Below are 21,945 nucleotides of genomic sequence, written 5' to 3'. Positions count from 1 at the left end.
TGTTTTATATTGATATTTTGAGAGATTTTTTAGCCCTCTTACCTGATACACTGAATACGCCAGTAGATAACCAGCTAATTAAAAACTGCACCGCTACATCTGATAAAAATTCATTAGCGGCACTATTATTAAACAAGATGACGACGCACTTATCTTATTAAGAAGTGCGTGGTTGTCTAAAATGCAACATCGATGTATGACTACTTTATAAGCATACATTCATAAGCGTTTTACGGTAAGCAGGATGGCTAAAATCAGGAGACATCCATGCAGCGTATTACTTATCGTGTGAAAGTATCTGCGCAAGGGGCTAGACGCCGTATTTCTTATTTACTGCGTCCATCTAAACGCCTACCGAACACTAAAAGTAACATCGTTTCATCCGTTACCCCGACGACATCGAGTCGTTTTTCTAGAACCAAAAAGCTTGCGCAAGTTTCTAGTATCGCCCTTCTCTCTTTACCTGCTGAGAGTCTGACGACGATGCGTGCGCCAGTGCCAGCCTATGATAACGTTATGCTAGAAAGCACGTTAACTATCGCTGCCGTCCCCGGTGACAGCACTTATTTTGCGACTGACGGTTTTCAACATGGCTTTGGTTTTGATTTGGTGCGTACTTATGCTGACGAGCTTGGCGTTGATATCGACCTAAAAGCGTATGCCAATGAAGAAACTGCCCTAAAGGCGCTGAGATCGGGCGAGGTAGACATGGCATTAACAACGGCCAGTACACAGTTAAAGAGCAAGTTTAACTTATCGTCTATCAACATCAGTTGCGGCTATGACGCCAGCTTAACAAAGAATGGTTTACATCCAAAAGTCAGTTGGACGTTCAATTCATCCAATGACCCATTATCACAAAAAGCCAGTTACTTTTTATGTGACAGCATTAAGCTGAAAAACACACAAAAACTTGCTGCCTTTTACAATCAAAACTTGCTAAAAGACGCCTATAGCCAAGATCATTTCCAAAAAACGTTGACCGAAAAACTGCCTGATTATCAATCGTCTTTTGAAGAGCAAGCACGCAATTATAATCATGATTGGGAATTATTGGTGGCCATGGGTTATCAAGAATCACACCTTGATGCCAATGCCGTATCGCCAACGGGTGTGCGTGGTCTCATGATGTTGACCAATAATACAGCCAAAGCAATGGGCGTCTCAGATCGCGTCGATCCCTACCAAAGTATCGGCGGCGGCGCGCGTTATTTAGAGCAAATGAAAGCTGACTTTGCTGATGTGCCAAAGACAGATCGTATTTGGTTTGCGCTTGCCGGCTACAACATGGGACCAAATGCAGTAAAGAGTATTCAGCGTAAACTGCGAGATCAAGGTATTGATGATAAAAGCTGGGCGAACGTTTATGCGTACTTAGCTGATAATAAAGCTGCCAATAGTCGTTATGGTCAAGCAATGCATTATGTTAGCAATATTAGAAGTTATCTTGAGACTATCAAAACTCAAACTGTCTAGTTGATAAATATTTTGAGAATTGAATTTTATAGATAAAAAAAGCTGCTCTTATAAAGAGCAGCTTTTTTATGCAGAATGATCTGTCTTAATCGTATTTACTTGGCTATTATTTCACTAAGCAACTTACTCTTAACGATTAGGTACGGTCAGGCGCTGACCGCGCTGTAGCATCGTATCCGCCGCGATATTATTCATCTCAGCCAATTCTTGCGTAGAGACGCCATATTTACGTGCTAAGCCAATCAAACTGTCTCCTGACCCAACGGTGTAGCTCACTGTGAGCTTTGGTACTTTAAGCGTTTGCCCACGCTGTAATTGGGCATTGGTCGCGAGATCGTTGGTCGCAGCCAAGTCGTCTATCGAAACACCAAATTGACGTGCCAAAGCAATCAAACCATCACCAGATTTAACTTTATAGCTCTCGGTGTTGCCCAATTTTTTGCCACTGCTCGCTGTGCTAGTCGCGGCAGTGCTACTAGCCGAACTACTGCTTTGGTTATTGCTACTAGAGGTCGCTACAACGCTGCCACTGGCAGGAATCGTAATCGTACGACCGAGTATCAAATTAGAGTTGGTTTTCAGGTTGTTCGCTGTTGCCAAGTCACTAAGACCAATATTATAACGTTGCGCCACGCCTGTTAACGTATCGCCTGATTTTACTTTATAACTGACAGTTTTATCATTTAGCTGACGATCAACCAATCCTTTAGACACGGGTACTTTGATGGTTTGACCACGTTGTAAGCGTGCTTTTGCATCAAAGTTGCTATTCACCGCCGCAAGCTCAGCTGGACTGATACCTACGCTATTGGCAATGCCGATCAAAGTATCGCCAGATTTTACTTTGTAATTGGTGGTTGCCACCGAACTTGAGCTACTGTTACGGCTACTAGAGCTTGAGATGTTTGCTGCATCGAAATCAACACTTGCAGGTACTTTTAGCGTTTGACCAACATATAGTGAGCTTGTAGTGCTCATATTATTGAGGCTGGCAAGTGTATCAGTTGAAACATTGAACTGACGTGCGAGAGCAATCAAGCCATCGCCCGCTTTTACCTTATAGTTCTTAGTAGCGGTGCTTGATTTACTTGGCTTGGTCGAGGGAGCGGCAGGTGTAGTCACTGGCGCAGTCACCTTACCTGGTATCAGCCATAGCTTTTGACCACGTAGTAAATCCGCTCTACTACTCAAATTATTGTAGGTTGCCAACTGAGTCACCGATAGACCAAAGCGGTTAGCAGTACCAATCAGCGTATCGCCACTCTGTACTACATAGCTCTCTGGTTGACTTGCCGCGGTATTGTTAGCTGTGCTCAACGGTTCGATGGTTTTTGCATTGTATAAGTATAAGGTACTGCCTGATAGCAGCTTAGAGCTGGCATCTATTTGATTCCATTCAGCGATATCGCGCCAACTGACACCCGCACGACTGGCAATATTAGATAAGGTATCGCCACGCTTGACAGTATAAGTGGTACGTGCACCTTGGGGTTTTGGCTTGCTTACTGATGTTTTTGCAAAGCTAAGCTTTTTCTCTTCGCCACTGGCTTCTAGAATAGACTGCTGTGTCTGTACGGCGGATAAATTAATATTACCATCAGCATTGATCACATTGGTTTCAGGCGTGTTACTGCGAATTTGATTGGCAATAAAATCACGCTCTTCTTTGCTCAGTGGTGGTTCTTGGACAATCGTATTATTCTGTGTAATTTGAGCAGAGGTGGTCGGTAGACTGTTACTGCTTTTTAGCTCAGCATTGATCTTGTTGGTTTCTGCCGTACTCAATGGTGGCTCAGTACGCACCGAGGCATTATTACTGTAGACAGAGCTGCTAGTCGGTGTGGCTGACGGTGATATATAACTGGTCGTTTGCTGCGGCACACTAGCGCTTGCAGCATAATCAGCCAAGGCGCTACCTGTAGATGGTAATGAAGAGCCAGTATAGGGTTTGTTATTATAGCTTGGCGTCGTGGTCGTGCTACTTGGTGTGCTTGTATTACTCGATGCCAGTATATTGCCCGTACCATTGCCTCTCAATGAGCTCAATTTAACATCGGTATTAAGACTCACATCATTAGGAATAATAATACGCTGGGGACCAGAAGAATCAACACGCCCTGATGTTAAGGCCGTATTTAACCTTTCTAATTCGTCGTAACTCACGCCTGTCATTTGCGCAACTTCAGCCAAGCTCACGCCATAATTCACTGGCACACTACGGAAATGCTGACGGTTGGCGATGGCTGGCAAGTAGACACCATATTGCTCAGGCTTGGCAACAATTTCCGCTACCGCCAAGAAACGCGGCACGTAATTCATCGTTTCAGTAGGCAATCTCAGAGACCAATAATCTGTCGGTAAACCCTGAGCTCTATTAGCATCAATGGCCTTTTGCACGCGACCAGGACCCGCATTATAAGCAGCCAATGCTAACTCCCAACTGCCAAACTGGTTATGTAGTGCGGTCAAAAAGTCATAAGCGGCGCGAGTTGATTCGATGACATCACGGCGACCATCATAGGTACTGCTTTGATTCAAACCATAAATACGACCCGTGCTTGGAATGAACTGCCATAAGCCTGCTGCTGCCGCACTACTGGTACCGCTTGGATCGTAAGAGCTCTCAATAACAGGTAACAAAGCCAGCTCTGTCGGGATATTACGACGCTCAGCTTCTCGTACGGTGTGATAGATATAGCGACTAGCACGTGCAGTCAAACGGTTTAAATAGTCTTGTCGACTGGTAAACCAGCTTTTTTGCCCTTCGATACGCTGATTATAAGTCGGCTGACCGCCATTCATACGATAGCCAGCACGTAAGCGACTCCATAAATCACCATACTGCTGAATAGCAAGTTTGTTGCCTTCCACCATAGTCATGTCAGTGGCTTCGAGTAAATCGGCTAACTCATCCAAGCTATCTGCATCTAAATATGCCGTTGAATAGTCCGTACTGCTGCTTGCTGCAGGCGCTTTAGTAGCTGGGCGTTTAGTAATAACAGATGAGCTATTGGTCGCACCCTTTTTTACCGCTGACGTATTGCTACAAGCACTGATAAGTAAAGTTGATACCGCAAGCGTCAATGGCAACGCAATAAATGAGCGAGATTTTGATAGCACAGTAGACATGATATTGGAAGTTTCCTAACGACAGAAAGTGATAAGATAAAGTTGCTTGCTAGTATAGTATGCAATGTGAAGCAAAGACCAGTCTAATATAAAAAGATAATCATCATAAGTTGAGTCAATTTTTAGACCTCTCACGAAATGCAATCAACCATTTAGTTGTTCAACCCTGTGAATTTGTATGGCTATTTATGATGGAATGCTTAGCTTTCGAAGAGCCTGATTAATGCACTATTGTCTTTGATTATCCACTGATAAAGACGTTTCTTAATCAATGCTTATCCATTAATACCTAATTGTTGATAATGTCTAATTGCTGACTAGCCAGTACTGAGTTATTAGTCGAGTAACGATTAATTAATCGTTACTTGTGATACGGCACGTAGCAGCACCGCATTACCAGTCGATAACGTCAGCGTCACTCTTGAGGTAGTGACAAATGAGACATTTTTACCATCTTTTACCCAGCTCTCATTGGTCGTGACATTGGCTTTGGCCTGATCGCCCGTAATAACGATGTTATCCACAGAAATATCATAACGGTAATTAGAGGTGTTATTCCAACTATTTTGCAACAACTTTAAATAAGCATCTTTATCTAAACTGGTAGACTTACCTTTTCTAGATAATGAAATCAGTGCATCGTCAGAGACAAGACGCGCGACCTGATTGACATTTTGGCTATTCGCTGATGACTTCATTGCTGCTATATAGTTCTGCACCAAAGCTTCGGTCATGGCTGCCGCTTGTGCACTGATACTCACAGTACTTACAACGGTCACTACCGCCGCCACGCTGGCACTTTTTAGCAATAATGCCAAAAGCCCTTTTCCCCATAATCGTTTCATCATAATCCTTAGCAATGCTGTTATCGTTGTTGCCATCTTTTGATGACTAACGTTTTTTATTGATTAAATATAGTAGTCGTTTATTACTCATTAACATCATGATAAATGAAGCGAGCACTGGCTAGCGTGTGCCCTCTTCATTCTACTTGTGAAAAATATCTGTTTAATCATCACCTACTTATTAATGATGACAGCGTACTTTTACCATAGAGTGAGACTATCATTCAATTCTCACAGCTATGTGACACCCTGTGTAATTATTGCGAATACTAAAATACCAACCATATGGCACAATTATTTCTGGAAATATGAGTCACTGCCCATCGTTATCATAAATACTAGATATATTAACTGAACCACTTACGCAGTACACAGCTCAGTTTTCGCTCTAATTTTAGGTCGCTTTCTGTCAATCCAATCTCAATTTAATAAGCCAAATGGAAGCTTACTTAGCGTCCGTACTATTATCTTCGTATTGTTGTTCATCATCACTAAGCTTCATGCCCAATCGCTCTACTCGTCTGTCCATCATTTGTCGAGCCAGTGCTTGCATGTCTTCGACGCGGTCTATTTCATCCACAATCTCAAGTCCCAATAGCGTCTCAAACACATCTTCTAAAGTAACCAAACCTTTGACTTCACCATACTCACCGACTGTAATCGCAATATGTATACGGTTTTTTAGCATCAGCTCTAACAAATCAAACAGTTTCATTTTTGAAAAAACAAAAGTAATGTCACGTTTAAACTGAGTCAACGGCTTGTGCATCGCATGGTTTACTTTTGCTAATAACATGTCTGTTTTTAATACAAAACCTGTGATGTTATCCAAGTCACCATCATAAATTGGCAGTCGTGAAAACGTCAATTTTGGGCGATCAACCAATAATTCAGCGACTGTTTTGTTTTCTTCAAACGCCAACATCACCGAACGCGGGGTCATGATATCTTCGACTTTGATCGCACCAAATGCTAGTAAATTGCGAATAATGCGCGATTCTAATGGGTCAATCTGTCCTGACTCTTCACCGATACTGGCAAGTGCCGCAAATTCACGACGACTGAATGCTTGGGGTTCTTTGCCACGTACTAGCAATTTGGTTAACTTTTCTGAGATCCAAATAAGTGGATACAACAGCAGGATAATGCCTCGCACGAAGTAAGCGACCATACCGCTTAGTTGACGCCAGTATAGTGTCCCAAGCGTTTTTGGAATAATTTCAGATAAAAACAAAATCGCCAAGGTCATAATGGCAGAAAACAGTCCAAACCAAGCACTACCAAACACAATCGTGGCTTGGGCACCAGCACCGATAGAACCTAATGTATGAGCCACTGTATTCAAAGTCAAAATAGCCGCCAATGACTGATCGATATTATCAACCTTTAAGCGTCTTAGCATATTTGCTTTTTTCGGATTGCTTTCTTGAACATCAGCGATATAAGACGGCGTCATGCTCAGTAATGCAGACTCAGCCAATGAACAGACAAACGAGATACCGATAGCGACAACCACAAAAAGTATGAGTAATAGCACACTGATCGCGGTCGGCTCTGCTAAAGCATCAGCGGCAAAAGCTGGATATGGCAATAGCAGCATCGCCGTCAGTGCTGATAATCCAGCAATTGAATTGGTACGACTAAGACGCTTTGAATAGCGTGATGTCGGAGGAGGTTTAGCAGACGCTTCTTTACAAGCGCGCGGACGACACAAACGAGGTACAAACATAAAAGTGGTAAACAAGTTAGGTAACCTAAACAGAAAAAAGTAAAAGGGATAATAATATAATGAGCAAACGATACTAAATCATTAAAAACAAACATGATTAATTAGCTATTAGTTATCTGCTAAAACGATGGTAACTCGCTGCTCAAAACTGATTTAGCAGCAGATAATAGGATATATTATATACTAATAAACTGTGCGCTAAATGCAGGGAATTATTGCCATTTGATAGTAGCATTGATGATGTCATTTCACAATAAGACGCTATTGTTAAGTCTTTGTTTTTTGGTATCCTTGATCATACCTTTTGCTACGCTACTACTACCTAGCATCCATTCGCTGCTTGAATTTTGTTATACTCTCAGCGCTTTGGCGTCACTTATATGAGGTGGCAAAAATATTGCCGCAAAAAGTAATGACCGCTAGCATGCCATTACCTTAAGAAAAACATACTCAGCCTATGATTAACAGTTACCAAGTCTGGGATTTTTTGTTACTATGCGTTTAATTTTATTATTATCTATGACTTACTGAGAGAAATTATGTTGTTATTTATCCAAGCTGCCCATGCTGCACCAGAAGCTGCTGGTGCGATGTCACTATTTAGTCAAATACTATTGCCTGTTGCTTTTTTTGCGATTTTTTACTTCTTAGTCATTCGTCCACAGTCTAAGCGTACCAAAGAACATCGTGCCATGGTCAATGCATTGACTGTCGGTAGCGAAATCATTTTTGCTGGTGGTTTGATGGGTCGTATCAAAGCCATTGAAGGTGACTATGCAGTGGTCAGCCTAAACAATAATACTGATGTCAAAGTACAACGTGCTTCTGTTATTTCAGTGTTACCTGCTGGCACAATCGAAAGCGTTTAATGATTGATTGAAATATTAGTCGCGTTTTATTAATGATTACTAGGGCGTGTCCTCATTTTAAAAATAGGGGTAAAAATGAAATAAATTGCCGTCAAACAAGGAAAGTAGCGCAAATAATATCGAGATATTAATAAGCTATTTGACGATGTTTGGCAAAATTTAGCCATTTTTAGCCCATTTAGAGGATAATCGATTGAATTGAGGACACGCCCTAATCTTTCGTTAATAAATATAGTGATTAATACAGTGCCTAAGAATGACCGTACCTTATTTACGGTCATTTTTCGCTATAGAGCAATGATGTAAAAACAGTCTCATAGAGTATAGACAATTTATGTTTATGCTTTTGACCATGCTGTCTTTATTGATTTTATCAGTGATATTTTGCTGACTATATATTTTTGATGACTATATAAAGATACGTCTGTATTATTTGCTCTACTGTTTTACTATCATCGCGGATGATCGCAATGGTGCATGATGACGACTGCTAGATACAGCACTCAACCATTGCTATCGCTAACTTCCCATCTGCTAACTTGTGGCCTACGTCGCCAGTCGTTTATCAACCTAAAGAAGTGATTATGCAATATCCCGCTTGGAAATACTTACTTATTGCCGTCGTGCTAATCATTGCCGGTCTATATGCTGCTCCTAACCTCTATCCTGATGAACCTGCCGTGCAGATTACAAGCGCCGCTGCAGGTACACAGCTGTCTGAAGGTATCTTGACTGAGTCTCAAAGCTTGCTTGAAGAGGCTGGCATCAATAACCATGATGGAACCTTTGAGGGCAACAGTGCACTGGTACGTCTTGACAATCCAGTCGATCAGCTCAAAGCTCAGGAAGTACTGCGTCAAAACTTGGGCGAAGACTATGTCGTCGCGCTTAACTTGGCGCAAACGACGCCGCAGTGGCTACGTGATATCGGGGCAAAACCGATGAAACTCGGCCTTGATTTGCGTGGCGGTGTGCGTTTTGTACTAGAAGTCGATATGGACAAGGCGCTTGAACAGCGTTTGACCAGTGCCAGTCGTGACATGCGTCGCGAGCTACGTGCTGAGCGAATTGCGATCAAAGGCATTAAGACAGAAGATCGAAGTGTGGTATTACATTTCGCTGATACAGATGCTCGTAACCGTGCACAGAATGTTCTGCAAGGCTCAATGGGCAATACCTTTAGCTTGCAATCCTCTATTGATGAGCAAGGTCCTGCACTGATTTTAGCGTACAACGATGCAACGCTTGATGAAATCAATAGCTATGCGGTCAATCAAAACTTGACCACCCTTCGCAATCGTATTGCTGAGCTTGGTGTGACTGAAGCTTTAGTACAGTCTCAAGGTGCTAGCCGTATCGTCGTCGAGCTTCCTGGCGTACAAGATACTGCTGAGGCAAAACGTGTCTTAGGGCGCACTGCAAACCTTGAGTTCCGTATGGTTGCTGAAGACAGCGAAAACTATACGGGCGGCATCCCTCCAGCGGGTACCGAAGCTTTCCCGTTTGAGACGCTTGATGGTCCGCCGGTACTGCTTGAACGTCAAGCGATTGTCACGGGTGATAAAGTCACTAATGCTCAAACTGGTGTGGATGAAAGCGGCTCTCCTGAAGTCAGCATTACTTTAGATAGTGCTGGTGGTAAGCTCATGCAAAATGCCACTCGTACCGCCGTTGGCAAACAGATGGCTGTATTGTTCATCGAAAACAAGCAAAGAATCACTTACGAAGAAGATCCAGAAACTGGCGAAACTGTCGAAGTTAGAACGCCTTATGCTGAGACCAAAGTCATTAACCGTGCCAATATTCAAGCGGTCCTTGGCTCATCCTTCCGTATTACTGGTCTAGATAGTAGCGCTGAAGCTGCCGAGCTTGCACTACTACTACGCTCAGGCGCACTTGCCGCACCGATGTACTTTGTAGAAGAACGCACCATTGGTCCATCATTAGGTCAAGACAATATTGATAAAGGTCTATTCTCTACGCAAGTCGGTTATCTATTAGTGTTTGCGTTTATGATTATATTCTATCGTCTATTTGGTGTGATTGCCAACGTGGCGCTGGCCGTGAACGTTATTATCATCATTGCTATTATGTCAATCTTAGGCTCATCACTTACCTTGCCTGGTATTGCTGGTATCGTTTTGACCATCGGTATGGCCGTCGATGCCAACGTACTGATCTTTGAGCGAATACGTGAAGAGCTAGCAAACGGGGTACGGCCCAAATCCGCCATCGTGGCAGGTTTTGATCGAGCCTTTAGTAGTATTTTCGATGCCAACATCACCACCCTATTGATTGCTTTTATTCTATTTGCAATTGGCACGGGTCCGATTAAAGGCTTTGCGGTTACATTGGCTATTGGTATTGTCAGTTCACTGTTTACCGCTATTATGGTGACACGTGCGCTGGTACAGATTGCTTATGGTAAGCGTAAATCTATCAAACGTTTGAGCATCGGTTAGGAGAACATTATGACGATTGATAAGAACAATCCTTTAGAACAGCAGAATAATCCAGATCGAGATGGTTCAAGTGGCTCAAATGTTGAGGCAAGCACACACCGCCGTAAAAAACCACGCCGTGATGGGAAAGGTAGTAATACCAAAGCCAATAACCCAACTACCGCTAAATCAAAAAAAGGCAAAGCTCTGAGCGGCAGTAAGGATGCGGGTAAAGACAGTCAAGCACTGACCACCCAAGCAGCCAATCCTGATGTAGAATCGGGTGATGCCGCTGATGATGCGGCTGCAATCGCTGAAGGCGGTATCAAAGCCGTTGGCAACCAGCGTATTATTCCGTTTATGAAGATAGAAAAGCCAATGGCACTTTTATCTCTATTGATGGTTATTGGTAGTATCATTGCAATTGCAGTAAACGGTCTAAACTTAGGACTTGATTTTACGGGTGGTGTGTCCGCAGATGTGCGTTACGAGCAGCCTGTTGAGCAAGTTGAAGTCGTACAAGCATTGGCCGATAATGGCTTTGATGATGCCGTGGTACAATATCTTGGTACGCGAGAAGAACTCCTCGTACGCTTGCCACCACAGTCTGATAACGTAGACGGCCTAAATAGTAGCCTGACTAAAGCATTAACCCTGCCTAATAATAATGTTGAAATCAGTAACGTTAATATTATTGGCAGCCAAGTTGGTAATGAAATTTATCTAAACTCAGTCATGTCACTGGTATTAGCATTGGTCTGTATGTTGGGCTATGTTGCCTTACGTTTCCAATTTAAACTCGCTCTTGGTGCGGTATTATCGCTGTTTCATGATGCTATCGTGACCATTGGTGTTTTTGCGTTATTTGGTTTCCCATTTGACTTAACCGTCTTGGCGGCCGTCTTGGCACTGGTTGGTTATTCTATCAATGATACAATTGTTGTGTATGACCGTATTCGTGAGAATTTTCGTCGTGTCCGTGGTATCACACCTCGCCAGACCGTTGACCTGTCTTTGACCGAAACGTTGCGCCGTACCATTATGACCATTTCCACTGTTTTACTCGTCGTACTTGCCATGCTATTCTTAGGCGGCGATGGACTGTTCTGGTTCTCAGTAGCGCTCTTCATTGGTCTGCTTGCCGGTACTTACTCATCAACGTATATTGCAAGCTCGATTCCATTACGTATGGGTCTATCACGCGATGACTTTATTGTGAAAGTAAAACCTGAGTTTGAAGAAGAAATTGTCACTTTCAATGATCCAAAAATGTTTGAACAAGACAATGCTTAATAAATTTTATACTTTCTCAAGCTAATCGCTAGCTAAGATAGTATTTAAGCAAGCATCAAGAAAAGCACCTGACTCGTGAATAATGAGTCTAGGTGCTTTTGTCTTTGTAGCTATTTTTGCCTTGAATATCACACTTGCTAGAGCTAACTCCATTTAAAACAGAGTCCAGGCAACAAAGTACAAATATATAAGCCATACTTCAAGTAAAGTTAACGCCGTAACGCCTTTATAATGAATTGACTATACGGTAATGTCATAGCGTTAATGACACTAACTCCGCCCTTCTTGTTTTTCAGCGATAAACGAGCCAAAAATGCCAATGACCACCTCGCCACCTAGTGCTATGCCACCGATTGATACTCGATATGCGCGCATCGTTGCTATTGCGTTGCCCGTGTTATTGGCCAACCTAGCCATGCCACTACAAAGCGTCATCGATACCGCGATCGTGGGTAACATGAATGACACGGCTAAACTTGCTGGGATGGGCTTGGCGATACAGTTATTGTCTTTATTGCTCGTGAGTTTTAACTTTTTGCAATATGCGTCTTCTGGGCTATCGGCTCAAGCGCTCGGACAATCGGTCAATCATGTTGATAATTCTACTCATACCACAAAATCGTCAACCCCATCACCCCTACTATCAATCTTGCAACGTGCCTTGTTATTAGCGTTTGCTATCGGTAGCATTCTGTTACTGGCAAAGCCTTGGTTGATAGATTTTGGCTTGCAAGCCCTATCGGCTAACCCTGAAAGTGGGCAAGCGGCAAAGACTTATTTGGATGTACGCTTTTGGGGCGTCATCGCTGAGCTAATGAACTTTGCCTTTATTGGCTGGTTTGCTGGTCAAGGTAAGACTCGCTACATGCTTTACCAGCAAGGCTTTATCGCTATGCTAAATATCATTCTAACCTTGTTTTTTGTCTACGGCATGCAGATGGGCTTGGTTGGGGTGGCGTTAGGAACCACTATTGCCTTTTGGCTAGGCGTGATACTAGCATTGTGGCTCAGCCGTCAGCATTTGCAAATATCTTGGCAAGCCTTATTCACTGCCGACAAGCAACATTTTTCTAAAGAAAAAATGCTTAGGCTATTTTCATTAAATAAAGATATTTTTATCCGTACTCTAATCTTGACGTTGAGTTTCGCTTGGATTACCCGCTTGTCGGCTCAAAGTGGTGACGTCATCCTAGCCGCCAATGCTATTTTGCTTCAAGTATTAAGTATCTCAGCCTTTGCTCTTGATGGCGTGGCAGTATCGGCTGAGACGTTAAGCGGTCAAGCAGCAGGACGACGGGATTGGCCACGTTTTCGTATTATCGTCAAGCGCACCGGTATCGTCAGTTATGGTCTAGCGATAACGTTGAGTGCAATATGGTGGCTGGCAATGCCAACATATTTGCAATTTATGACCAATATCGAGTCCGTTTTTACGTTGGCATATGAGTACCATCTTTATGCGGTATTACTACCTCTCGTTGGCGTTGGTGCCTATTGGCTAGATGGTATATTTTTTGGCTTAACTGCCGGTAATGTGATTCGTAACGCAGCATTGATACTCGCCGCTATCTTTTTTCCACTTAGCTGGGTGCTCTACCAACAGTGGGATATGACTGGTATTTGGCTAAGCGTGTGGTGTTTGTTATTACTTCGGCTGATTATTTTGGGTGGCTTCTTGTACCGGGCTCATCAAACAGCCAGCTATGAAAAGCTCCAGCCGTCTGTGTAATGTTCTTCGATTAAGTGTATTTTTTCTAGGGTGTTTTTGCCATTGCTCGCACTAGGCTTCATTTTAAAACCAGTTTTCTAACATTAATCTTTCAGTAAAATATTAATAATAACCAAAAAACAGCAAAAATTAGGATGTCATGTGACTACTCATTCAAAAGAATTACATCAACAGCATGAGACCAGCTACGACTGGGCGGCGGGGTTCAAAAAAAGCCTACCTGTGGCGATGGGCTATTTACCTGCGGGTATCGCCTTTGGTGTGCTGGCACAAGTTGCCGGTATCCCTGTGTGGGCAACGATTATGTTGAGTGTTGTACTGTATGCGGGCGCCGCTCAATATGCTTGTTTGCCGATGCTGAGCGCTGGTTTACCGATTGGTAGCATCGCAACCAATATTGCCGCTATTAATCTACGTCATGTATTTTATGGTATGCCATTATTGCAATACCTACCAGAACATAAGCTTGCCAAAACCTATTGCCTATTTGCCCTGACTGATGAAACTTTCTCTGTTATGACCAGTTTACCTAATGAGTCAAGACAAGCGTTGATACTACCATTGAGCTTATTTAATCAAAGCTGGTGGGTACTGGCGAGCACGGTTGGTGTCATGATCGGCAGTACTCTGAGCGATTTGGTACCACATTTGGATTTTGCCTTAGTCTGTCTGTTTGCAATCTTAGCTTATGAGCAGTTCCAAAGTATCAAACGTTATTTCCCCATTGCTATTGCTATCATTTCTTTAGCGGTGGCCTCCTTATTTACTAGCAATTGGTTGTTATTGGTAGCTATCACCATTTGTATGCTATTGATTTTAGCTCGTGGGTTTTGGACGCAGCGCAATATGACAGGAGCCAACAATGACCAGTAGTTACCTTATTTTCGCAACCTTTGCGATGGCCGCCGTGACCTTTATTACCCGTGCGCTACCCGCCTTAATACCCAGAAAGTTGTTAGACACACCTTGGCTGCATCGGCTCAATGAGAGCTTGCCGCTATCAGTCATGGTATTACTTATTTTGACCAGCCTTTCTTATCAAAATTTATCAGCAACGACTGGGCTAGATAGTGCTGAACTGCATTTATTGATGGCGCAAATTGGTGCCCTTATTTTGGTGTTGTTCGTTTATCATATCAGCCGTCAGCTGTTGGTCAGTATGGTCGTTGGCATCGCCGCCATTAATGGCTTACTATGGGTATTTACTAATTTTTTAAGTGGCTACTAGAAAATTGATAAACACGTGAATGGATAACAGCTTATAGTTCATATGAATAATTTTAAACCCTGTAATTGAACTATATTTAAAATAAAAAAAGGCTGGATTCTTATGAGAATCCAGCCTTTTACTTTCTAAAAGTGCTGCAAAAAACTGATACTTTTAAGAAATTGATAGCTTAAAGCTCTTCGACGCCCATCATATCAACTGGGGTATCAGCCACTATCTGTACGCCTTTTTTGCCCGTCTTGGCAGTGTCATTGCGCTGCTCTTGTAGATGCTCAAGATACGCTTCATTGATCTGCCCAGTGATGTAGCAACCATTAAATACGGCACAATCAAAACCTTCAACTTTGCTGTACTTGGTATCTTTTACCGCATCAATCAAGTCGTCCAAATCTTGGAAAATCAATCTATCCGCACCGATGATATCGCGTACTTCTTCTACCGTATGACCTGAGGCAATAAGCTCACTGCGTACTGGCATATCGATACCATAGACGTTTGGATATTTAACCGGTGGCGCGGCACTAGCAAAAAACACTTTATTCGCACCAGCATCGCGTGCCATTTGGATGATTTCATGGCAAGTGGTACCACGAACGATAGAATCATCAACCAACAGGACGTTTTTACCTTTGAACTCAAGTGGTACGGCGCTGAGTTTTTGACGAACTGATTTTTTACGTTGTTGTTGACCTGGCATAATAAAGGTACGACCGATATAGCGGTTTTTCATAAACCCTTCACGGTACTTAATATTCATTTTTAGTGCCAGCTCCATCGCTGACGTACGCGAGGTATCTGGAATAGGAATCACCACATCGATATCGTGATCTTCACCCCATTCAGCAAGGATTTTATCAGCCAGCTTTTCACCCATACGTAAGCGTGCTTTGTAAACTGAGATGTTGTCCATGATAGAATCTGGACGGGCAAAATACACATATTCAAAGATACAAGGCGTGTATTCTTGCTGCTCAACACACTGATGGGTATGTAATTTATGATCTAAATCAATGAATATGGCTTCGCCAGGTTTGACATCACGGATAATACTAAATCCTGATCCTGTCAGTGCAACTGACTCTGAGGCAACCATGTACTCGGTGCCGCCATTCGGTGCCATGCGCTTACCGAAAATAAGCGGACGAATACCGTTTGGATCACGAAATGCGAGCAAACCATGACCAGTAATCAGAGCGACCACGCCATAAGCGCCTTCGACGCGACCATATACAGCCGTGACTGCTTCAAAGATATCAGCAGGCGTTGCTTTGGTTTTACCCAAGTTTTGCATTTCATGGGCAAGTACGTTTAGCAATACTTCTGAATCTGAATCGGTATTAAGATGTCGGCGATCTTCGATGTATAAAGACTTGGCTAAGCTCTCAGCATTGGTCAAGTTACCATTGTGTGCAAGGGTAATACCATAAGGTGAGTTGACATAAAATGGTTGCGCTTCGGCACTGCTTGACGTGCCTGCTGTTGGGTAGCGGACGTGACCGATACCAAACTTACCAACCAGTTTCATCATATGACGATTCATAAATACGTCACGTACCATGCCATTTTCTTTACGTAGATAGAGTCGTCCATCTTGCAAAGTGACAATACCCGCTGCATCTTGCCCACGATGCTGTAGCATCGTCAAACCGTCATAAAGAATCTGATTGACTGGTTCGTGAGCTGCAACTCCAATGACTCCACACATAATAGCTATATCCTATTTTGACTCATTAATTAGTACTACAATAGTGGCAAGACTGCTAACAGTAGATTATAAAAAATGCGTACTGTCACTCACCGACGACATGATGATTGTTGTTCAGAATTTAACGAATATTTATCTTTTGACTATTAGCAAAATGCACTATTTGTTGGCATTTGTGGTCTCTAAATGCGATTAAATAATTTTTTATCAAGGATGACTTACACAGAGGATATGATAGAAGCGATAACCTCTAGCACCATAAATCCAAGCTATCAGCATCGAAGCGTTGAGACATTAAAGGCTAACCGTAAAAATACTTACGACTGATTGACTTGATCCCAAGCCATACCTAATACATCTGAGACCAACGCTTTACCCATCGGGGCATAAGGCAATAGCTCAGGCGCGAGCACTGACGTTTGCCATTGTGGCATTTGCACCAGTAACGGCGCGCTGACGCTAAGCACAACTAAAACCATCAGTACATTTTTAGCAGCACCAAGAACACCACCTGCCATTTTGTCAACGACACCCAAGCGTAAGGTTTTAAGCACGCCTGAGAATACAAATGCCACTAAGTGCATGATGGCCAATATGATTATCACCACCAATAAAAATGCCATTGCCATTTGTAAAACAGGGTTTTGTACCATGCCTGATAGTTGCGGCGAAACCACTCCTGCCAAACGTGTGGCAGCAATCAGGGCAATAAACCAACCGACTAGACCAACGGCTGTTTTAATCAATCCGACTTGAAAGCCGCGCCATAAGCCGATCAAAACAACAATAGCAATCACGATATCCAGACCACTCATGTTCTACGCCTCATACCTTATCGATTTTTATCAGATGTTTACTTTCTTTTTTGTGACACATTAATCTTTGATGACTCAGCTCAAAATACAGTCATCTTGTGCATATGATAGGTAATGAGCTAAGGATATTGATCCGCTATAGCTCCATCGCGTCGTAATAGCCACCGATTGCTTGAATACAAGACTGTACCAGCCCAGGACCACGATAAATGAGCCCCGTATAGAGCTGCACCATACCTGCACCCGCTTCGATTTTTTTGACGGCTTTTGCACCACTGTCAATACCGCCGACGCCTATTAAAGCGACTTTACCATCTAGCTGATCGGAGAACTGTTGTAAAATTTGGGTACTAATGTGGCTGACTGGGCGACCGGATAGACCACCTGCTTGCTCACCATCAGGTAAATCTTCAACACCAACACGGCTCAACGTTGTATTGGTCGCAATCAACCCATCTATCTCAAAATCGAGCAATTGCTGCGAGATATAATCCACTTGTAGCGGCTCTAGATCAGGCGCAACTTTCAATACCAGTGGCACATAAAAACCATATTCAGTGGCTAATTGGCTGTGACGATTTTTAATCGTATCCAAAAGCTGAGTCAAGGCCTCGCCACTTTGTAAATCACGCAGATTCTTAGTATTTGGTGAGGAGATATTAACGGTGATATAGGAGGCATGCGGATAAGCACGCTCTAAACAATAGACATAATCATCGGCGGCTTGCTCTACTGGCGTATCGGCATTTTTGCCAATATTAATCCCAATATTGCCTTTATATTGACAGCGCTTGACGTTTTCGATCAAATAATCGATACCTTGGTTATTGAAACCCATTCGATTGATGATAGCATCCGCTTGCTTGATTCTAAACAACCTTGGCTTATCATTGCCTATTTGCGGTCTTGGCGTGACCGTGCCCACTTCTATAAAACCAAAGCCCAGCTCAGCCAACGCATCGATATAATCACCATTTTTATCCAGTCCTGCCGCTAGGCCGACCGGATTGGTGAATTGCAAGCCCATACAGTCTGTTGGCTGCATTGACTGACCGTATACCAAACCTAAAACACGTGCTTTATGAGCTTTATCTAATAAAGATAAGGTCATCTCGTGGGCGTGCTCTGGATCCATCTTAAACAAAAAAGGGCGAAGTAAGGCATAAGACATAGTAATGGCAGACCCTGCTCGAAAGAAATAGTGAGTGAATAGTGCGAATAAAATCAAGCGCTGCGATTATATCAGCTTAACAGAAATAAGAGCAAAGTTTCATGCGCTAAATTTCTGTATTAGAGTACTAATAGCTATACCTACATATTGGCTAAGGAGCTGACAGATGTATTCTAAAGTCCCTAAGGTACAGGACGACCATCCGTCAGGGCTATCCAACCACGGACGATACGATAAAGATGCCATATGAAGGTAAAAATCATGATTAGCAGGCCAAATACCGCTAATAATACCGAACCAATGGCAATATTATTGCTATCAGCCAGCATACTGATGCCAAAACCCCCTAATGCAAAGGTAATGATAATGATGCCTAAGAAGAAAAACACGATGCTATACCAAAAGGTCTTAATCTGCCAATCGAAATGCGTGGACAACCACGAACCCTCTGCGTCATGGCGCTTCGCATAGTTCATCACAATTGGTACAACCCACAGTAATCCAGCGGTAAAATAGCTGATTACGTATAAAAAATAAGTAATATGATTATAAGTGATTAAAGAACGGCGCTTACCAGTGCTCATATTGTCACTCGCCCCATAGCTCTGCCTTTGCTGAGTCATTTCATGATCAAATGCAGCTTCAACTGACGCATTACTCTGGTGTTCAGCAGTTCTGGTCTGCTGATGGCTACGTGTGTCAGGTTTGCGATCAGAAGATTGATTCATCTTAAATATCCATCTCTGGCTGTGTGATAGTTAATCAATTGTGTCAAACGTGCAATTTTTCAATGATGCTAATGATAAATGGCTATTTTAGAAATTGATGATTAGTTAATTTGGGGCAATAGTAGATAAAGAGTAAAATATTTCCAGTTTCCACAGCATATCGATTTATGAGGTGACAGTCGCTTGTACTTGAATGGCTTTGGTAACCAAGTCTTGCTGTATCGATAGCTGACTGAACTGCCAGCCTTGCTGTTCCAGCTTTCCAAGTGCTGTGCTGACCACCGCTTGACTGGCATGATTGAAGCTCAGTTGCACAGCATCACCCGTCGCAACGACTTGAGCGTTGGCAATACCTGAGTTGTTTAACAATGCACTGATACTATTGGCAGGTGGCATGGCGGCTTCACCATCCGCCGTGTTTGCCGCATTGATCGCATTACTATCGATATTGCCAGCTTGGGCACGCAACCAAAAGTAATCAGCCACTTGCTCTTGATAGTCGCGCTTACTATCGTTTGCCGCTTGATGAATACTATAACCACCATAGCCCCCAATGAACAATAATAAGAACATAGACAATACGGCCAATGCCAACTGATCACGTGGCGAAAGTGCCTGCCAACGTAACGATAGCATCTGTTGAAAATTATTTACACGCGTTGACAGCACATTGGTTCCAATACTGTTACTGGTCTCTGGCGTGATGTTATTACGTTTAGTGCGGCGCTGCAATCGTTTCATTTTCCAACCTTTTTGACTTTTATTACCACTGCCTATTTATTACCGTTGCCTAGTTGGCAAATAAATTATGATGCCGCTACATTGGTTTGCGTAGTGTCATTATTTTCTACGACATTCACCGTAACTTGACCACTAAACTGCCCTTGCTCATTACTGTTTACCTGTGCAAGCTTGGCATTTAAACCCTGCGCAACAAGTGTGCTCGTAAACTTATCAAGACTATTACGATCAGGGGCAATCAAGGTAAAGCTGAGTGCTGATGGCTGCATCACTAATGCTTGCGCCCGCAGTGAAGACTGTTTGATTAACGGGGATATACGAGTCAATGCTGCCATATGAGAGGCTGGTGCTTGGCTGTCACTGCGCAGCTTTGGTTGCAATTGCACTTGCAGTTTGGTGCGCGAGCTTAATGGCTCATTTGGAAACCAAGCTTGATACTGCGCCGCAATCTCAGCTTTGGTCGCTACCGTCGCCTTACTATACTGATACCACTGCAGGCCATCGGTCGCCATCTGTAATACCAGTGCCGATAACGCGACCATCGCTGCCACACGCAAATACGGTGAGAGCTTTGAGTCCGTTGATTTAATAAAGAAGTTAAGCGCGTGACGCTCAGGGCTGTCAACAGGCTTGGGCGGCGTGGTCAATGTGGTTAATAATAACTGATGATCTGCAACAAGCGCGGCCGTTTGTGCCATAAAGCTCGTGGGCATTGCCGAATTTGTTGGCTTTGAAAGATCATCTAAAGCCGTTATGGGCGGTAATATATTCACTTCACTTAAATGCGGGAAACGTTCAAAGATCAAGGGCAAATAACTGACAGCCATACCTTGTCGCAATGACTGACGCAGTAGCATGGTTTGCTCATCTTGATACAGTGTTACTTGCTGACCTGCCCCTTCATCTGGCGTTGGCAGCAATAAAAAATCAGGCAGTAACGCCGTTATGCTCATGCCAGCGAGCTTAGCACTCTGCTGCCATGACTCGATATCGCTTTGCGCCAGTGCATACAGTTGGTGATTATCAGCTTCACTGATTTGCCGAATCGCCAATTGCTCAACAGGGGTCAAGGATGTCTCTTCAAACAAGTATTGCTTGCCGCTATTGCCCAGCTGTTTAAGCTGAGTCGCATTCAGCTCAGTATCTACCTGCAATATATGGCTTGATGGAAAGTATAGACACAAAGTCTTCTGTGCATTGGTTTTATAATTACCATAGATTGCTTGTAGCTGTTGCCAACCATCGACCGTTTGCCATTGCTGAATATCTTCATGCCAGACAGCTAGCGGGCTATGCTGCGCTCGTAACCAAACATGTAACACTAAGCGTGTCCTTAATTATTAAAGCTGCTTTAAATGTAGGATAAGATAGGATTCAGACAATCTCATGCTGATGCAGGTTGGTTTGTTATCATCATTGTTCTCCTGTAATAGCTAAAACCTGATGCATTGGCGACTGAAATTTTAGTAGCCAACCCTTACTTAGCCAGTTTAACACCACTAAGCATCAATAGACTAAGTGTCAACAATATCACTGACGATTCGACCTAATCTCAATACGGCTGCTCAGGCACAAAACGATCAATCTCTTTTGCCATACCTGCCATTACAAATTCCATCTCAAACACCCTTGCTTCTGCAAGAGAAAATGATTCAGGATAATCACCGGTTAATAAACCAGCGATATAAGCAACGATAGACATATGACACACCACTACCAGACACTCAGCGTCAATATTCGCAATATCTATTAAGGCTTGACGCGCATCATCAGAAGGCGTGATATTTTGCTGTACGATTACTGGAACCTTGGGCGCGCGCGTCTGAAATGCTGCTAGCGTCTGCTGTGCTCTATCATAGGGACTGACGACAAAATAATCAGGATGATAGTGAGTCATCACATACTCTGCCGTCTGCATTGCTTGCTGTTGACCAAAGTCAGTTAACTGGCGCGCGCTGTCTGGGCGCGACTCATCTTCTGCTTGACCATGACGTACTAGTATAATTTTCATAACCTTCCTTTATGCATTGTCATGATGACGTTGTT

General features: G+C 43.2%; 17 protein-coding genes. 7 read left to right on the top strand and 10 right to left on the bottom strand.

The window, feature by feature from the left end; all coding sequences use genetic code 11:
- The first annotated feature begins 267 nt into the window (after positions 1 to 267).
- Positions 268 to 1,476 carry a transglycosylase SLT domain-containing protein gene (locus JMW85_RS06355; RefSeq protein ID WP_201501400.1) on the top strand — a complete coding sequence of 403 codons (1,209 nt, stop codon included), beginning with the start codon at positions 268 to 270 and terminating at the stop codon, positions 1,474 to 1,476.
- A gap of 129 nt (positions 1,477 to 1,605) precedes the next feature.
- Here JMW85_RS06355 and JMW85_RS06350 read toward each other — a convergent pair whose 3' ends face one another.
- From JMW85_RS06350 to JMW85_RS06340, 3 genes are all read right to left on the bottom strand, one after another.
- Positions 1,606 to 4,605, bottom strand: coding sequence for a LysM peptidoglycan-binding domain-containing protein (locus JMW85_RS06350; RefSeq protein WP_201559799.1), 3,000 nt, complete (start codon positions 4,603 to 4,605; stop codon positions 1,606 to 1,608).
- 350 nt (positions 4,606 to 4,955) lie between these two features.
- Complete coding sequence (locus tag JMW85_RS06345; protein WP_227678933.1) at positions 4,956 to 5,453, bottom strand: nuclear transport factor 2 family protein; 498 nt, start codon at positions 5,451 to 5,453, stop codon at positions 4,956 to 4,958.
- 442 nt (positions 5,454 to 5,895) lie between these two features.
- Positions 5,896 to 7,179: a CNNM domain-containing protein gene (locus tag JMW85_RS06340; protein WP_087815657.1), complete on the bottom strand. Its 1,284-nt coding sequence runs from the start codon at positions 7,177 to 7,179 to the stop codon at positions 5,896 to 5,898.
- 539 nt (positions 7,180 to 7,718) lie between these two features.
- Here JMW85_RS06340 and yajC point away from each other — a divergent pair.
- The 6 genes from yajC (at position 7,719) to JMW85_RS06310 (ending at position 14,739) form a co-directional block, all read left to right on the top strand.
- Positions 7,719 to 8,048, top strand: coding sequence for a preprotein translocase subunit YajC (yajC, locus tag JMW85_RS06335; RefSeq protein WP_045446152.1), 330 nt, complete (start codon positions 7,719 to 7,721; stop codon positions 8,046 to 8,048).
- Between the two features lie 584 nt (positions 8,049 to 8,632).
- Positions 8,633 to 10,510, top strand: coding sequence for a protein translocase subunit SecD (secD, locus tag JMW85_RS06330; RefSeq protein ID WP_055124186.1), 1,878 nt, complete (start codon positions 8,633 to 8,635; stop codon positions 10,508 to 10,510).
- 9 nt (positions 10,511 to 10,519) lie between these two features.
- A complete protein-coding gene (gene secF, locus JMW85_RS06325) occupies positions 10,520 to 11,782 on the top strand; it encodes a protein translocase subunit SecF (protein ID WP_087815635.1) in 1,263 nt (420 codons plus the stop codon).
- A 313-nt stretch (positions 11,783 to 12,095) separates the two neighbouring features.
- Positions 12,096 to 13,511, top strand: coding sequence for an MATE family efflux transporter (locus tag JMW85_RS06320; RefSeq protein WP_176393095.1), 1,416 nt, complete (start codon positions 12,096 to 12,098; stop codon positions 13,509 to 13,511).
- Between the two features lie 141 nt (positions 13,512 to 13,652).
- Entirely contained in the window at positions 13,653 to 14,384 is a 732-nt protein-coding gene (locus JMW85_RS06315; protein WP_227675918.1) for an AzlC family ABC transporter permease, read from the top strand.
- Positions 14,374 to 14,739 (top strand): AzlD domain-containing protein, encoded by a 366-nt coding sequence (locus JMW85_RS06310; RefSeq protein ID WP_087815638.1) that lies wholly within the window; start codon positions 14,374 to 14,376, stop codon positions 14,737 to 14,739. The genes JMW85_RS06315 and JMW85_RS06310 overlap by 11 nt, the downstream gene beginning before the upstream one ends.
- A 169-nt stretch (positions 14,740 to 14,908) precedes the next feature.
- Here the strand turns inward: JMW85_RS06310 and purF are convergent, their stop codons facing one another.
- From purF to JMW85_RS06275, 7 genes are all read right to left on the bottom strand, one after another.
- Positions 14,909 to 16,444: an amidophosphoribosyltransferase gene (gene purF / locus JMW85_RS06305; RefSeq protein ID WP_055124190.1), complete on the bottom strand. Its 1,536-nt coding sequence runs from the start codon at positions 16,442 to 16,444 to the stop codon at positions 14,909 to 14,911.
- Positions 16,445 to 16,761: 317 nt separating this feature from the next.
- Positions 16,762 to 17,259: a CvpA family protein gene (locus tag JMW85_RS06300; protein ID WP_045446136.1), complete on the bottom strand. Its 498-nt coding sequence runs from the start codon at positions 17,257 to 17,259 to the stop codon at positions 16,762 to 16,764.
- Between the two features lie 136 nt (positions 17,260 to 17,395).
- Positions 17,396 to 18,430: a quinone-dependent dihydroorotate dehydrogenase gene (locus JMW85_RS06295; protein WP_201581262.1), complete on the bottom strand. Its 1,035-nt coding sequence runs from the start codon at positions 18,428 to 18,430 to the stop codon at positions 17,396 to 17,398.
- A 182-nt stretch (positions 18,431 to 18,612) separates the two neighbouring features.
- Positions 18,613 to 19,158 (bottom strand): DUF4870 family protein, encoded by a 546-nt coding sequence (locus tag JMW85_RS06290; RefSeq protein WP_227675917.1) that lies wholly within the window; start codon positions 19,156 to 19,158, stop codon positions 18,613 to 18,615.
- 165 nt (positions 19,159 to 19,323) lie between these two features.
- Positions 19,324 to 19,899 carry a type II secretion system protein GspM gene (gene gspM / locus JMW85_RS06285; RefSeq protein WP_087815640.1) on the bottom strand — a complete coding sequence of 192 codons (576 nt, stop codon included), beginning with the start codon at positions 19,897 to 19,899 and terminating at the stop codon, positions 19,324 to 19,326.
- Between the two features lie 65 nt (positions 19,900 to 19,964).
- Positions 19,965 to 21,221: a type II secretion system protein GspL gene (gene gspL, locus JMW85_RS06280; RefSeq protein WP_087815642.1), complete on the bottom strand. Its 1,257-nt coding sequence runs from the start codon at positions 21,219 to 21,221 to the stop codon at positions 19,965 to 19,967.
- 230 nt (positions 21,222 to 21,451) lie between these two features.
- Positions 21,452 to 21,910, bottom strand: coding sequence for a SixA phosphatase family protein (locus JMW85_RS06275; RefSeq protein WP_087815644.1), 459 nt, complete (start codon positions 21,908 to 21,910; stop codon positions 21,452 to 21,454).
- Positions 21,911 to 21,945 lie beyond the last annotated feature (35 nt).

This window comes from Psychrobacter glacincola (assembly GCF_904846075.1).
Lineage (GTDB): Bacteria > Pseudomonadota > Gammaproteobacteria > Pseudomonadales > Moraxellaceae > Psychrobacter > Psychrobacter glacincola_C.
The sequence above is the reverse complement of the archived record's forward strand: the minus strand, read 5'-3'. Positions and strand labels throughout refer to the sequence as shown.

What these genes read in the sequence shown, in the direction of transcription:
- JMW85_RS06355 (WP_201501400.1), top strand. Translation starts at nt 268, where the DNA reads ATGCAGCGTATTACTTATCGTGTGAAAGTATCTGCGCAAGGGGCTAGA.
- JMW85_RS06350 (WP_201559799.1), bottom strand. Translation starts at nt 4,605, where the DNA reads ATGTCTACTGTGCTATCAAAATCTCGCTCATTTATTGCGTTGCCATTG.
- JMW85_RS06345 (WP_227678933.1), bottom strand. Translation starts at nt 5,453, where the DNA reads ATGATGAAACGATTATGGGGAAAAGGGCTTTTGGCATTATTGCTAAAA.
- JMW85_RS06340 (WP_087815657.1), bottom strand. Translation starts at nt 7,179, where the DNA reads ATGTTTGTACCTCGTTTGTGTCGTCCGCGCGCTTGTAAAGAAGCGTCT.
- yajC (WP_045446152.1), top strand. Translation starts at nt 7,719, where the DNA reads ATGTTGTTATTTATCCAAGCTGCCCATGCTGCACCAGAAGCTGCTGGT.
- secD (WP_055124186.1), top strand. Translation starts at nt 8,633, where the DNA reads ATGCAATATCCCGCTTGGAAATACTTACTTATTGCCGTCGTGCTAATC.
- secF (WP_087815635.1), top strand. Translation starts at nt 10,520, where the DNA reads ATGACGATTGATAAGAACAATCCTTTAGAACAGCAGAATAATCCAGAT.
- JMW85_RS06320 (WP_176393095.1), top strand. Translation starts at nt 12,096, where the DNA reads ATGCCAATGACCACCTCGCCACCTAGTGCTATGCCACCGATTGATACT.
- JMW85_RS06310 (WP_087815638.1), top strand. Translation starts at nt 14,374, where the DNA reads ATGACCAGTAGTTACCTTATTTTCGCAACCTTTGCGATGGCCGCCGTG.
- purF (WP_055124190.1), bottom strand. Translation starts at nt 16,444, where the DNA reads ATGTGTGGAGTCATTGGAGTTGCAGCTCACGAACCAGTCAATCAGATT.
- JMW85_RS06300 (WP_045446136.1), bottom strand. Translation starts at nt 17,259, where the DNA reads ATGAGTGGTCTGGATATCGTGATTGCTATTGTTGTTTTGATCGGCTTA.
- JMW85_RS06295 (WP_201581262.1), bottom strand. Translation starts at nt 18,430, where the DNA reads ATGTCTTATGCCTTACTTCGCCCTTTTTTGTTTAAGATGGATCCAGAG.
- JMW85_RS06290 (WP_227675917.1), bottom strand. Translation starts at nt 19,158, where the DNA reads ATGAATCAATCTTCTGATCGCAAACCTGACACACGTAGCCATCAGCAG.
- gspM (WP_087815640.1), bottom strand. Translation starts at nt 19,899, where the DNA reads ATGAAACGATTGCAGCGCCGCACTAAACGTAATAACATCACGCCAGAG.
- JMW85_RS06275 (WP_087815644.1), bottom strand. Translation starts at nt 21,910, where the DNA reads ATGAAAATTATACTAGTACGTCATGGTCAAGCAGAAGATGAGTCGCGC.